Here is a 14596-nt window from a genome sequence, read left to right on the forward strand (position 1 = left end):
GAAACCAGCTTTTTTTTCTCTTCCTTCGCGTACTTTGCGTCTTCGCGGTTCAACAAACCCCATCTGTAAGTTCCCCAAATCATTGACGATTGCGATAATTATTGATTGTAACTATAAAACAGCGATCGCTATTTTAATTCCCTAAAAATGCGATATAATTTATTTCGATAGCATCGCTTTGGCTCTATTGGGACTAAAGCCTTTAGGAAATCTAGTTGCCATATTGTAAGTAGCTTTAGTTAGATTTGCCTTACTCAGATTTGCACCGCTTAAGTCTGCCTCGCGCAGGTTTGCCCAACAGAGATTTGCCCTACTCAAGCTTGCCCTGCTTAAATCTAACCCGCTCAGGTTTGCACCGCTTAAATCTGCCTCGCTTAAATCTGCCTCGCGCAAGTCTAACCCATGCAGGTGCGCCCAACTCAAGTATGCCCCGCTCAAATTTGCCCCGTTCAGGTTCGCCTCTCGCAAGATTGCCCCGCTTAATATAGCCCGACTCAGGTTAGTTTTAGTCAAGTCAGCCCAACTTAGGTTAGCTTCTCGCAAGTATGCCCCAGTTAAGTTAGCACAACTCAGGTTAGCTTCTCGCAGGTATGCGCCGCTGAGGTTTGCACCACTGAGATCTAAACCGCTAAGGTCTAATTTACTGAGATCTAAGCTATTGAGGATTGCACCGCTGAGGTTAGCGCCGCTTAAAATTGCACCGCTTAAGGTGGCGCCGCTTAGGTATGCTTTGCTGAGGTTGGCGCCGCTGAGATTTGCGCCGTTGAGGTTTACGCGGCTGAGGTTTACCCCACTGAAATCTACTCCGCTTAAATTTGCGCCGCTGAGGTTGGCTCTAGGCGCGAGTTCTTTGGTAGAGTTGCCCTTGCGGTCTGCGTTTAAGGTTTGAATTACCAGGTCTAAGCCTGTTTGACCGTATTTAAGGGCTTCTTTAAAGGCGTTACTCCGCAGCGATACAGCTTCAGAAGCCAAGCGGTGCTTGACACCTTCAAGTCCCCCCAAGATAGCTGCGCCAGGAGGGGCTGGATATGCGCCGCCAAGGATGGCATCGTATTCTGTTGGCTGATTGGGATTTTCTGCCATCGCAGTATTTTAGATGTTGCTAATAGTTGCAGTTTAGCGATCGCGTGCGCGTATAAATAAGGTGTAGGTTGGGTTGCGGCACTAAACCCAACAAATACTGGCAAATTTTGGGTTTCACTTCGTTCAACGCAACCTACAATTATTCTTAAATTTGCATGAGTTTCTATTTACTATTATGGCGATCGCTCGTCGCCCTCTTCATTAATTTGAATAAACTGCACCGCTATTTTTGGGGCTAAAACCTTTGGTAAATCTGGTTTCTGCGTTGTAAATAGCCCCGCTCAAATCTGCCCCGCTCAGTTTAGCACTACTCAAGTTAGCCCCGCACAGGTTGGCGTCGCTCAAATTGGCATTGCTTAAGTTGACATCGCTTAAGTTAGCCCCCATTAAGTTGGCGTCGCTTAAATTAGCCCAACTCAAATTAGCCCGACTCAGGTTCGCATCGTTCAATTTAGCCCGACTCAGGTTTGCCCCATAAAGGTCTGCCCTACTCAAGTCTGCTCTATTTAGATCTGCTCTACTCAAGTCTGTCTCTCTCACCAACGCGCGACTCAAGTCAGCTTGTCTGAGATCTGCCCCTCTCAGGTTAGCTTCGCTGAGGTTAGCCTGACTGAGGTTAGTTTCGCTGAGTTTTGCGCCATAAAGGTCTAATTTTTTAAAATCGCGCTCTCCTGCTGCATAACGCTTGGGTAGTTGCTGCACGCGGTAGGCGCGTAATGCTAGGTCGGCTTTTGGATGTCGCTGCTTCTGGAGTAAGGAAGATGCAGTATCGCACACTTGTTGTGAAGAATCTTGCAAGGCTTGAATTACCAAATCTAAGCCAGCGAGTCCATATTTTAGCGCTTCAGAAAGTGCTGCAACTTTTTGCTCGACAGTAGGTGCGATCGCCAACCGCATTTTAACTCCTTCCAGCCCCCCCAAGACGACGCTGCCAATAGGCGCAGGGTTTTTACCCCCAAGAACAGCATCGTCATCTCTCGGTTGATTGGGATTTTCTGGCATTGCACCTTTACTCCTAACCTACAGTAGAGCGTTTTCAGTTTGGCGATCGCGATGCATATCCCACTCAAGCGCAGCTTGTCTATCGCTTATTCCCCAAAGCGCGATCGCATCCCGACACTCGCCCAAATCATCCTCGCGAGGTAATAGTTCAAACTTCCCTTATCTCATTCCCCACACTTTGATAGTCTTGTCGTAACTGCCACTAACAATAGTCCTTCCATCCGGCGCTATTGCTACGGAAGTAACAGCGTCTAAATGCCCCTCTAGCGTGCGAAGTGACTCGCCTGTCACCAGACCCCACACGAAGATGGTGTTGTCTTTACTGCCACTAACAATAGTTTTAGCATCCGGGGCTATTGCTACGGAAACAACATCCTCTGAATGCCCATGTAGCGTGCCCAAAGACTTGCCCGTCAGAATATCCCACACTTTGATAGTCTTGTCATCACTAGCACTGATAATAGTTTTAGCATTCGGGTCTATTGCTACAGAACGAACAACGTCTGAATGCCCATGTAGCGTGCCCAAAGACTTGCTCGTCAGAATATCCCACACTTTGATAGTCTTGTCCCTACTGCCACTGACAATAGTTTTACCATCCGGGGATATGGCTACGGAACTAACATAGGATGAATGCCCATGTAGCGTTCGCTGGCACTCGCCTGTTTCTATATCCCAAACTTTGATGGCGTTGTCGTAACTGCCACTGACAATAGTTTTACCATTCGGGGCTATTGCTACAGAAAAAAGATCTGAATCCATCTCTAGCGTGCGCTGGCAGTTGCCCGTCATAATATCCCACACTTTGATGGTGTAGTGCATACTGCCACTGACAATAGTTTTACTATTGGGGGCTATTGCTAGGGAAACAATATCCTCTGAATGCCCATATAGCGTGCGCTGACACTCGCCTGTCTCTATATCCCAGACTTTAATAGTCTCGTCGCCACTGCCACTGACAACAGTTTTACCATTCGGGGCTATTGCTACGGAATTAACACCCAATGAATGCCCCTCGAAGGTGTGAAGACACTCAAAAAATTGATAAGGATTGTATTTTTCTAAAGCAATTTTGACTTTAGTTTCTGTTTTTGTCCGCAGTAGCGAATTTGCTGCCCGCCTTACCCCCCCCGATTTATCCTGCAAGGCTTGAATCACCAAATCCAAGCCTGATTCACCATATTTGAGGGCATCGTTTAGTGCGAGAATTCTTTGCGCTTCTTGTGTACTAGCCAAGCGTCTCTTCACACCTTCTAACCCGCCTAAGACAACAGCATTAATTGGAGGCGGGCGATCGCCTCCCAATACAGCATCGTATTCTCTCGGTTGATTGGGATTTTCTGGCATTGTGGTTTTATAGTTGCGTTGTTTGAATATGGCTAATTTTTGGAGTATGCGCGATCGCATCTAATCCAACGTGCATAGGAGAATTTTGCAAGGATGCGATCGCCCAAATCATCCTCGCGAGGAATACTTCAAACTTCCCTTATCTTATTCCCCACACTTTGATGGCCGTGTCCCAACTGCCACTGACAATAGTTTTACCATCCGGGGTTATTGCTACGGAATGAACCGCCCCTGAATGCCCTTGTAACGTGCACTTGCACTCGCCCGTCACGATATCCCACACTTTGATGGTGTTGTCCCTACTGCCACTAACAATAGTTTTACTATCGGGGGCTATTGCTACGGAACGAACATCGTCTGAATGCCCCTGAATGGTACGCAGCTTGCCCCTGTGTATATCCCGTACTTTGATAGTCTTGTCGCTACTGCCACTGATAATAGTTTTACCATCGGGGGCTATTGCTACGGAACGAACATCGTCTGAATGCCCAGCTAGCGTGCACAAACACTCGCCCGTCACGATATTCCACACTTTGATAGTCTTGTCGTAACTACCACTGACAATAGTTTTACCATCGAGGGCTATTGCTACAGAAACAACATACGATGAATGCCCAGCTAGCGTGCGCAAAGACTCGCCCGTCACGAGATCCCACACTTTGATGGTGTAATCCGCACTGCCACTGACAATAGTTTTACCATCGGGGGCTATTGCTACGGAATAAACAGAGAGTGAATGCCCCGCTAGCGTGCGCAAAGACTCGCCCGTCACGAGATCCCACACTTTGATGGTGCTGTCGTAACTGCAACTGACAATAGTTTTACCATCGGGGGCTATTACTACGGAATAAATATCGGATGAATGGCCATGTAGCGTGTGCAAAGACTCGCCCGTCACGAGATCCCGCACTTTGATGGTGCGGTCTAAACTACCGCTGACAATAGTTTTACCATCGGGGGCTATTGCTACGCAATAAATATCGGATGAATGCCCCTTGAAGGTGCGGAGACACTCAAAAAATTGATAAGGATTGAATTTTTCTAAGGCAATGGAGACTTTAGTTTCTGTCTTCGTCAACAGTAGCGAGTATGCTGCCCACTTTACCCCCCCTGATTCATCCTGCAAGGCTTGAATCACCAAATCTAAGCCTGATTCGCCATAATTGAGAGCATCGTTTAGTGCGAGAATTCTTTGTGATTCCACTGTACTGGCAAAGCGTCTCTTCACACCTTCTAACCCGCCTAAGACGACAGCATTACTTGGAGGCTGAGAATCGCCTCCCAATACAGCATCGTATTCTTTTGGTTGATTGGGATTTTCTGGCATTGTGGTTTTATGGTTGCGTTGTTGGAATATGGCTAATTTTTCGAGTATGCGCGATCGCGTTGCATATCCCACTCAAGCATGGCTTATCGATCGCTTATTCCCCAAGGTGCGTAGGCTAATTACAACGAGCGATCGCATCCCCGCAACACTCACCCAAATTATCCTCGCGAGGTTATACTTCAGACTTCCCTTAGCGCATTCCCCACACTTTCATAGTATTGTCCCCACCGCCACTAACAATAGTCCTTCCATCAGGGGTTATTGCTACGGAAATAACAGTGATTGAATGCCCGCTGAAAGTGCCCTTGCACTCGCCCGTCAGAATATCCCACACTTTGATAGTCTTATCCGAACTGCTACTAACAATAGTCTTACCATCGGGGGCTATTGCTACGCAAAGAACAAAGTTTGAATGCCCCTTTAGCGTGCGTAGGCACTCGCCTGTCATGATATCCCACACTTTGATAGTATTGTCGTAACTGGCACTGACAATAGTTTTACCATCTGGGGCTATTGCTACGGACTTAACAGCGCCTAAATCAGTCTCTAGCGTGCGCTCCTGGGCTATTGCTAGTGAATCAACACGGTCTGAATGCCCGCTGAAAGTGGCCAAAGACTCGCCCGTGAGAATATCCCACACTTTGATAGTCTTGTCGTAACTGCCACTGACAATAGTTTTACCATCTGGTGCTATTGCTAGGGAATCAACACGGTCTGAATGCCCGCTGAAAGTGGCCAAAGACTCGCCCGTCGAGATATCCCACACTTTGATGGTGTTGTCGCTGCTGCCACTAACAATAGTTTTACCATCCGGGGTTATTGCTACGGAATCAACAGAGCCTGAATGCCCCTGTAGCGTGTGGAGGCAGTCACCCGTCACGCGCTCCCACACTTTGATCGTGTGGTCGCAACTGCCACTGACAATAGTTTTACAATCCGGGGTTATTGCTACGGAAGTAACATAGGATCTATGCCCAAATAGCGTGCGCAGGCACCAATTCCTCTCGACATACCAAACTCTGATAGTCATGTCGCCGCTGCCACTGACAATAATTTTACCAGTCGGGGCTATTGCTACGGAACTAATAAAGTTTGAATGCTCTTTTAAGGTGCGGAGACACTCAAAAAATTGATAATGATTGAATTTTTCTAAGGCGGTGTAGGCTTTCGTTTCTGTCTTTGTCAGCAATAGCGAGTATGCTGCCCGCTTTACCCCCGTTGATTCATCCTGCAAGGCTTGAATCACAAAATCTAACCCTGATTCACCATAATTGAAGGCATCGTTTAGTGCGAGAATTCTTTGCGATTCAACTGTACTAGCAAAGCGTCTCTTCACACCTTCTAACCCGCCTAAGACAACAGCATAAGTGGGAGGCTGGGAATCGCCCCCCAATACAGCATCATCATCTCTCGGTTGATTGGGATTTTCTGGCATTGCACCTTTGCTCCTAACCTACAGTTAAGCGTTTTGAGTCTGGCGATCGCGATCGCATATATCCCTGGCTGCGCGGCTTATTGCACCCTTCTTCCCCAACGTGCGGACGGCGAATCTGGCGATCGTTGCAAGGATGCGATGATCGCCCTAATCATTCTCGCGAGTGAATACTTCAAACTTCGCGATGCCTATTCCCCACACCTCACTGCTACTGACAATAGTTTTCCCATCCGGCGCTATTGCTAGGGAACGAGCCCTGTGTGGATGCCCCTCGAAGCTGCGAAGGCACTCGCCTGTCAGAATATTCCACACTTTGATAATGTTGCCCTCACTGCTACTGACAATAGTTTTACCATCCGAGGCTATTGCTACGGAATAAACAGCGGATGAATACCCATGTAGCGTGCGCAAACACTCGCCCGTCAGAATATCCCACACTTTGATGGTGTTGTCTAAACTACCGCTGACAATAGTTTTACCATCCGGCGTTATTGCTACGGAACTAACAGAGTATGAATGCCCCTGTAGCGTGCGCAAAGACTCGCCCGTCACCAGATCCCAAAGTTTGATGGTCTTATCCGCACTGCCACTAACAATAGTTTTACCATCCGGGCATATTGCTACGGAAGTTAAATGCCCCTGTAGCGTGCGCAAAGACTCACCCGTCACCAGATCCCAAAGTTTGATGCTCCTATCCCCCCCACCGCAACTAACAAGAGTTTTACCATCCGGGGATATTGCTAGGGATTCAACAATGCTTGAATGCCCCTCTAGCGTGTGCAAAGACTCGCCCGTTACGAGATCCCACACTTTGATAATTTTGTACTCACAGCCACTAACAAGAGTTTTACCATCCGAGGCTATTGCTAGGGAATAAATAGGGGATGAATGCCCATGTAGCGTGCGTAAATACTCGCCCGTCACGAGATCCCACACTTTAATAGTCTTGTCCGAACCGCCTGTGACAATAGTTTTACCATCTGGAGATATTGCTACGCAAAAAACTCCGCCTGAATGCCCCTGTAGCGTGCGCAGATACTCGCCTGTCGAGATATCCCACACTTTGATAGTATTATCCCTTTTGATAGTATTGTCTTCAGTGCCACTAACAATAGTTTTCCCATCCGGCGCTATTGCTATGGATTTAACATTGTATGAATGCGCCTGTAGCGTGCGCTTGCATTTGCCTGTGGAGATATCCCACACTTTGATGGTCTTGTCTTGACTGCCACTGACAATAGTTTTCCCATCCGGAGCTATTGCTATGGAATTAACATAGTATGAATGCCCAGCTAGGGTGCGCAAACACTTGCCCGTCACGAAATCCCACACTTTGATGGTGTTGTCGTAGCTGCCACTGACAATAGTTTTCCCATCCGGAGCTATTGCTACGGAATAAACATAGCTTGAATGCCCCTCTAGCGTGCGCAAACACTCGCCCGTCACGAAATCCCACACTTTGATGGTGTTGTCGTAACTGCCACTGACAATAGTTTTCCCATCCGGGGCTATTGCTACGGAATGAACATCGTCTGAATGCCCCTCTAGCGTGCGCAAACACTCGCCCGTCACGAAATCCCACACTTTGATGGTGTTGTCCCGACTGCCACTGACAATAGTTTTCCCATCCGGGGCTATTGCTACGGAATTAACAATGCCTGTATAGTGCCCCTTTAGGGTGCGCAAACACTCGCCCGTCACGAAATCCCACACTTTGATGGTGTTGTCATTACTGCCACTGACAATAGTTTTCCCATCCGGGGCTATTGCTACGGAATTAACAATGCCTGAATGCGCCTCGAAGGTGCGGAGACACTCAAAAAATTGATAAGGATTGTATTTTTCTAAAGCAGTTTTGGCTTTCGTTTCTGTCTTCGTCAGCAGTAGCGAATATGCTGCGTGCTTTACCTCCCCCGATTTATCGTGCAAGGCTTGAATTACCAAATCTAAGCCTGATTCGCCATAATTGAGGGCATCTTGTAGCGCGAGAATCCTTTGCGCTTCTACTGTACTAGCCAAGCGTCTCTTCACACCTTCTAACCCGCCTAAGACAACAGCATTAATTGGAGGCTGGGAATCGCCTCCCAATACAGCATCGTCATCTCTCGGTTGATTGGGATTTTGTGGCATTGCACTTTTACTCTTGATAAGGTCTGAATATTGCTAATTCGCCAGGGATATGGGATCGCGATCGCCATTCCGCTGGCTGCGCGGCTTCTTGCACCCTTATTCCCCAACTTGCGTAGGCGAAGCCCGCCGAAGGCATCGCGTTTCTATAATAACTCCAGTTTATTACTGTAGTTTAGCGATCGCTTCCCTCTGCACCAACACGTTTTCAGTTAATAAATCCCTCACTGTCGCCAACAATATCCGCTGTTCGTTTACCTCAAACTCAACAGCAATCCTATCTATTCCAGTTTGTCCCGGCGGATTGAGATGCGCTACACAAACTTGCTCGTGGTGACTTTCCAAAGATCTAAATTCTGTATGTTGATTTAGGTGCGTACTCGTCATCCTCCCTTGAGCATCAAATGTCACTTCCGCACTAGACATATCTGCGACTTCCCCAATATCTAACCTAATCTCTTTCTGTCCTTCTGTTGCTGCTTGTAGAGTCAATTGTTCCTCGCGTTTGCAAGGATATTTTATTCCCTTGTCAAATAAAGGGAAATAAGAATAACTTCTGGCATAAGGTTCCCACAGACGGATAGCATAGCCGTGACGCAGATAATCGTCCACTATACCCAACTGAGTTAACGCTAATGCACCGTGCGCGATCGCTTCAAATGGCTTGCCTAATTTAACTTTCTGCTTGCCAAAATAAGAAATCATTAACTGCTGCACTGCTGGAATCTGGCCAGTCCCTCCCACCAGCGCCACCAGTTCAATTTCTGTTTTGCTAATACCTTTGTTATAAGCAATTGCTAGCACTTCATCCAAAGCTTGTCGTACTTGTTCTAACAACTGTCTATTTTCTAAAATCTCCTCTAAACCATCGCGATTTAGTTGCAATTCGTGCGAAATAAAATTTTCATCATCAAACCAACTTTCCTTCGCTTCTGGCGCTGTCGAAAGTTTGATTTTCATAACTTCCGCTAGTTCCAATAAATTCTGCCAGCCGATTTCTTTTACCTCTTCCCGCGAAGAACCAATTTTTTGCAAATAATCTTCTACAATCCAGGTATCAATATCGACACCGCCCACATAAGCATCTGACTTCGCCAGCACTTCTGCACGCAACACTTTCTGTCCGCCGCTAGCAGCAACCGTGCGAACAATACTCAGATCCAAAGTACCGCCGCCAAAGTCTACAACCAAGACAACAGAACCGGGGCGTTTGACAGCGTAACCCAACGCGGCGGCGGTAGATTCATCTACTACCTGTACATCATCAACACCTAATTTCTCAGCAAGCTCGCGAAACCAATCAAGATAACGTTCAAATGCTCCGACTGGAACGGTAAAAATAACGCTGCTGGGTTCTATTCGTTGTTCGGATAACTGTTGCCAAATTTCTTTAATAAACAGTTCTGAAACTAATTCAGCGCTGTAACTATTGCCATCAAAAAAGCGGGCTGGCGGTTGATAATCTGCGGCTAAATCGCGCTTAAAAGCTTTGAACAAACGTTCTGGCTGGGCAAAACCAAGACGCTGCGATCGCACTTGTTCTCCAAATGCTAATCTATTCTCCCCTTGCACAAATACAAGAGTTGGTACGACGCTTACTTTACCCCCAACTGTCTCATAAGTCCGCGATATTTGGTTAAATTTCAGCGTGCGCGGGTTTTGCGTCACGGGATCTAAATCAGCAACAATTGTGTTGCTAGTACCGAAATCAATAGCGATTACTGTCATAAATATTTGTTAGTTGTTAGTAGTTAGTAGGACGGGCATTGCCCACCAATTGCCTTGATGGCGTGCATTACCCTTGATAAACACTCAAAACTCCGATTTATCGCGTCTCTACAAAAGTCAAAACTATTTCCCGCCTCCAGGTAATGTGCGACTGACTTTGGCTGGAATGAGAATTCGCTCTCCTTCTTTATATCCAATAAAACGCACATAAACTAATTCTCCTGGGGCAATATCGCCAGCATCAGGCTGATGCAACTGCGGGTTATATTCGACTTGTTTCCAAGCTTCTCCAATTGTTTCATAACCCCAACTTGATATCAGGTTGTCCAGGGGTGTAAATAATGAAAGCAAATTTTTAGCAGGCAATTCTGGCTTAACTTGCACCATTTCTCGGATGCTGGGATAGTTTGTCAGTAATGTTTGCAAAGTTTGGAATGTTGAATTTATTACCTCAGCCGTTAGTTGAGTTTTCTGTTGTTCTAACTCATCGCGCAGCCGCAGGCATTCCAGACGCAATGATTCTATTTCTTGCCTTGAAGGTGGAGGTACTACACCTAAGTTTTGCAACAATTCTGCCGCATTCCAATTTAAAGCAAAAGCCAGTTTGTTTAGCTGGTTTAGCCTCAATTCTGCTATGTTACCCCGGCGCACTTGACGCAAGCGCAAGCTAGTTAAACCAGCTTTTTCCTGCAAACGAGTGAAGCTGGCAATGCCGAGAGACGCCATGCGATCGCGCAGCATTTCATCATATTTTAGGAACTTTGTTTCTCTGGAAGTTCCACCACGAAAATAAACCATTACAAAAAATATGCCTCCTACAAATAGGAGGCTGCTGATTGTCGGCAGTTGCGTACTCAGGCTATCAAACATAAAATAATTATTCGTCATTTGTCATTGGTCATTGGTCATTTGTCTCATGTCATTGGTCTGACAATGTTGGAACTTTGGAACCTTAAACTTGGTTTATTTAAAACTTTCTTTCGTTCCAACGTTCCAACCCTGCTAGAAACAAATGACTCAGGACTAAAGACTACTAGCTCTGGTTCACAGATTGCGTACCTGTTATTGTTTGATTTTCGTCCCCTTGGTAATATTCAGGCAACAGATCTTGCGATTCGACTTTGCCCAGCGCTTGCTCAATTCCTGAAGTGGTCGAAGTGCAACTCTCTCCAGTGCCGTTCAGCACCGCCTCAGTGATCTTGCCATCTTTGCCGATGCGATACTCAATCTTCTGATATTGCGCCATAACAATTCCTCTGGTGATTATTCTGGGTGTCTCCGATATTATCGGCTTCGCGGTTTTTAGCTCGCTATTAGCAGTTTAACTTTCCTAATCTAGGATGTCTCGCCAACCAAGGCTTTTGGTTAATCTCACCCCCAACGCCTCCCCTTGCGATGCCGTGAAGGGGGCGGCGGGGTTAGGTTTAAGCTTATAAACAATCAACAATCCACCCTATGACATGCGATCGCATCCGGCTGGGTATCACTTGATCGACTCCAAAGGTACATCGAGGAGGGGAAATTTTTCCCATCCCGGCGCATCAAAGTGCCACCATTCGCTTTTTAGAGGTATAAAGCCGCGATTTTTCATTGCATCTTCAAGTAGCTGGCGATTTTGAAGAGCTTTGGGACTCGCACCCTGGTAGTCTCGATGTGCGCGATCGCTAAAATCATCAAACTCCGTTGGCATTTCCAATTCATTCCCCGCGCTGTCAACAAGTGTCAAATCCACAGCAGCGCCGCGATTGTGTCTTGAACCATTAGCAGGATTAGCTACATAGTTAGAATCAGGCATAATTGCCCACATCTGCTTCTGTACCGATAACGGTCGGTAGCAATCATAAACTTTTAAACCCAGTCCTTTTTTTTGCAAATCTGCTTGCACTCGTAACAGTTGTTTGGCAACTGAAGCACGCAGCAAGCATCTTTCTACTGGGTATACTTTTTTTTTCAGAAAATTGTTGGTTGTTGCGTAGCGAATATCCAGACGAATCTTGCGATTGACAGAGGTAATGTCTACCAGATTAACCTTATCGGGAGATGTCACTATGGTTTCCTGTGCGAAACTAGCCGATATTGAATTCAAAAAAATCAGCGTAAAAAATAATAGCGTAATTTTGGGAAACCATTGACCAAAGCGATGCATCTTGTCACCTAAATGTATGGGGATATTTGATATTACAACGAGGGCAGTTAATTAGTGTTGGTAATTTTAAAGGAAGCCAGGATAAGGATGATTTACCTTCCTGCAATAGTTCGACACAAGATTTTTAAGGCGGCATTTATTATAGAGTTATTAGCTTCAAACTTTCTAGGCGATCGCTCTTCATTAAATGAGACATAAGTTATAGTAACAACCAATAACTTATTAAATATTATTGCGGCCAATCACCCTCTAAATACCGCTTAACAAGACCTGCGTGTGAGAGAGGGCTAGACAAATCATCCAAATCGCAATTAGTCTGATAGTCCAACAAAACCACTGTATTCTCCGCAACCTGACGCTTCAATTCATCAAGTAAGTCTTGAACGCGGTTATCCAGCACCCAGCGATAAGATGGTAGATAGATAAGACGACGCGCTTGTGCATAAGACAATAGTTCATTGCCTGTCAACCCAGCCCGGTGGCCCAGCACCTTTCCGTAAGTCTGAGACGTGCGCTTAATGCCTTTCATGCTGGTTATCGTCAGTTTGGACTTGTCTACGTCCGCAGACTCGAACACCTTCAATCCCTGCCAGATACCTTCCACTGTCATGCTGAACTGTCCAGGCGAAAAGGGAACCGGGATATCACCATGAGGATAAAAAGGACTGAAACGCAACCAAGGCGGCTGGCCGCGAGAGGTAAGGTCGAGTATCACAGTGTCTTCGCCATAGCGTTTTTGCAAACTCTCACGAGACTTACTCCGACTTGCGACTATAAGTGACATCTTTTAACCTTGCTTTAGTCATCTTCTCAGACTAGCTGATATACCACTTAAGTATGATGACAAACTGGATAAATTCTCTTAATTACATTGACGGTTGCTGGCTACCAGCCAAATCTGGAGACGAACTGGAAAGCCGCAATCCTGCCGACACGCGAAAACTTGTCGCCACTTTCCCTCGTTCCGCGCCTGCTGATGTCGATGCAGCCGTTGAAGCCGCCCGCCGTGCCTACCGCACCTGGCGTCTCGTTCCAGCGCCAGCTCGTGCGGAATTCATCTATCGAGTTGGCGAACTGTTACTCCAGTATAAAGAAGAACTCGCCCAGCTAATGAGCCAGGAGATGGGCAAACCCATAGCGGAAGCCCGTGGAGATGTGCAAGAAGGAGTTGATTGCGCTTTCTATTATGCAGGAGAAGGTCGCAGATTGTTTGGGCAAACAACTACCTCCGAGATGCCCAACAAATTTGCCATGAGCGTGCGGATGCCGATAGGTGTTTGCGCTTTAATTACTCCTTGGAATTTTCCTGTTGCTATCCCTTGTTGGAAGGCTTTACCTGCTTTAGTCTGCGGTAATACTATTATTCTTAAACCCGCCGAAGATACGCCTGCCTGTGCAACTTTCCTTATTGAAATTTTTGATAAGGCAGGGTTGCCCCCAGGAGTTGTTAACTTAATACATGGTGTTGGTGCAGAAGTTGGTAAAGCCTTAGTAGAACATCGCGGCATCGATTTAGTATCTTTTACAGGTTCTTCGCAAGTTGGTGCAGAAGTTGGGGCTATTTGCGGACAAACTCACAAACGAGTTTGTCTGGAGTTGGGCGGGAAAAATGCCCAGATTGTGATGGAAGATGCTGATTTAGAATTAGCTTTAGAAGGTGCTATCTGGGGAGCATTTGGCACAACTGGTCAGCGTTGCACGGCGACGAGCCGCTTAATTTTGCATCGCGATATTAAAGATAAATTTACGGCGATGTTGCTAGAGCGTACCAGTAAATTGCGTCTTGGTGCTGGGATTGAACTCGATACTGATATTGGCCCTTTGGTGAACTCAAATCAACTCAAGCGCGTTAGTAATTATCTGGAAATTGCTCGCAGCGAGGGTGCGGAGGTGTTAATCGGTGGGGAAGTAGCGAAGGATGGGGAATTGCAACACGGTTACTTTTTTAAACCGACTATTTTAAATAATGTTAGCCCGCAGATGCGCGTGGCGAGGGAGGAGATTTTTGGCCCTGTTGTAGCGTTGATAGAGGTAGGAGAATTTGAGGAAGCGATCGCTATCCTTAACGATACTCCCTATGGCCTTTCTTCGTCAGTCTATACCCGCGATATCAACCGCGCTTTTATCGCCATGCGCGACATCGAAGCGGGGATTACTTATATAAATGGCCCCACTATTGGCGCAGAAGTTCATTTACCATTTGGAGGTGTTAAACAGACTGGTAACGGACACCGCGAAGCTGGTAGCGCGGCTTTGGATGTATTTACTGAATGGAAGAGTGTTTATGTGGATTTCTCCGGTCGTTTGCAACGCGCCCAGATTGATAACCACTGAAGAATTTTAGATTTTTGATTTTAGATTTTGGATTGGGCGGGTGTTGATAATTAGGTAGAGTTGCTAT

At 46.5% G+C, this 14596-nt stretch carries 13 protein-coding genes; 1 reads left to right on the forward strand and 12 read right to left on the reverse strand.

From position 1 onward, the window contains the following. Positions 1–159 precede the first annotated feature (159 nt). From H6F77_RS20865 to H6F77_RS20915, 12 genes are all read right to left on the reverse strand, one after another. Entirely contained in the window at positions 160–1083 is a 924-nt protein-coding gene (locus H6F77_RS20865) for a pentapeptide repeat-containing protein (RefSeq protein ID WP_190490773.1), read from the reverse strand. 201 nt (positions 1084–1284) lie between these two features. Beyond that, positions 1285–2085 carry a pentapeptide repeat-containing protein gene (locus tag H6F77_RS20870; RefSeq protein ID WP_190490775.1) on the reverse strand — a complete coding sequence of 267 codons (801 nt, stop codon included), beginning with the start codon at positions 2083–2085 and terminating at the stop codon, positions 1285–1287. A 159-nt stretch (positions 2086–2244) separates the two neighbouring features. Further along, the gene (locus tag H6F77_RS20875; RefSeq protein WP_190490778.1) at positions 2245–3432 is read right to left on the reverse strand and encodes a WD40 repeat domain-containing protein; all 1188 of its coding nucleotides are present in this window, start codon (positions 3430–3432) and stop codon (positions 2245–2247) included. 139 nt (positions 3433–3571) lie between these two features. After that, positions 3572–4831, reverse strand: coding sequence for a WD40 repeat domain-containing protein (locus tag H6F77_RS20880; RefSeq protein ID WP_309228895.1), 1260 nt, complete (start codon positions 4829–4831; stop codon positions 3572–3574). A 118-nt stretch (positions 4832–4949) separates the two neighbouring features. Beyond that, complete coding sequence (locus tag H6F77_RS20885; RefSeq protein WP_190490780.1) at positions 4950–6194, reverse strand: WD40 repeat domain-containing protein; 1245 nt, start codon at positions 6192–6194, stop codon at positions 4950–4952. Between the two features lie 147 nt (positions 6195–6341). Then, on the reverse strand, positions 6342–8324 hold the full coding sequence (locus H6F77_RS20890; RefSeq protein WP_190490782.1) for a WD40 repeat domain-containing protein: 1983 nt from the start codon (positions 8322–8324) through the stop codon (positions 6342–6344). 7 nt (positions 8325–8331) lie between these two features. Next, positions 8332–8460: a hypothetical protein gene (locus H6F77_RS28510; protein WP_255515823.1), complete on the reverse strand. Its 129-nt coding sequence runs from the start codon at positions 8458–8460 to the stop codon at positions 8332–8334. Between the two features lie 26 nt (positions 8461–8486). Next, positions 8487–10049 carry an Hsp70 family protein gene (locus H6F77_RS20895; protein WP_190490784.1) on the reverse strand — a complete coding sequence of 521 codons (1563 nt, stop codon included), beginning with the start codon at positions 10047–10049 and terminating at the stop codon, positions 8487–8489. A 123-nt stretch (positions 10050–10172) separates the two neighbouring features. Continuing rightward, complete coding sequence (locus H6F77_RS20900) at positions 10173–10937, reverse strand: helix-turn-helix domain-containing protein (RefSeq protein ID WP_242022372.1); 765 nt, start codon at positions 10935–10937, stop codon at positions 10173–10175. A gap of 145 nt (positions 10938–11082) precedes the next feature. Next, a complete protein-coding gene (locus H6F77_RS20905) occupies positions 11083–11295 on the reverse strand; it encodes a DUF2997 domain-containing protein (RefSeq protein ID WP_190490785.1) in 213 nt (70 codons plus the stop codon). A 237-nt stretch (positions 11296–11532) separates the two neighbouring features. Then, complete coding sequence (gene ddpX, locus H6F77_RS20910; protein WP_309228896.1) at positions 11533–12096, reverse strand: D-alanyl-D-alanine dipeptidase; 564 nt, start codon at positions 12094–12096, stop codon at positions 11533–11535. A gap of 328 nt (positions 12097–12424) precedes the next feature. Continuing rightward, positions 12425–12979 carry a DUF6939 family protein gene (locus tag H6F77_RS20915; RefSeq protein ID WP_190490789.1) on the reverse strand — a complete coding sequence of 185 codons (555 nt, stop codon included), beginning with the start codon at positions 12977–12979 and terminating at the stop codon, positions 12425–12427. A gap of 53 nt (positions 12980–13032) precedes the next feature. On the opposite strand from H6F77_RS20915, the gene H6F77_RS20920 reads away from it, so the two are divergent. Continuing rightward, a complete protein-coding gene (locus H6F77_RS20920; protein ID WP_199321464.1) occupies positions 13033–14529 on the forward strand; it encodes an aldehyde dehydrogenase family protein in 1497 nt (498 codons plus the stop codon). The last annotated feature ends 67 nt before the right edge of the window (positions 14530–14596 follow it).

Origin of the sequence: Microcoleus sp. FACHB-831, from assembly GCF_014695585.1 — a bacterium.
In the GTDB taxonomy this organism is placed as follows: Bacteria; Cyanobacteriota; Cyanobacteriia; order Cyanobacteriales; family FACHB-T130; genus FACHB-831.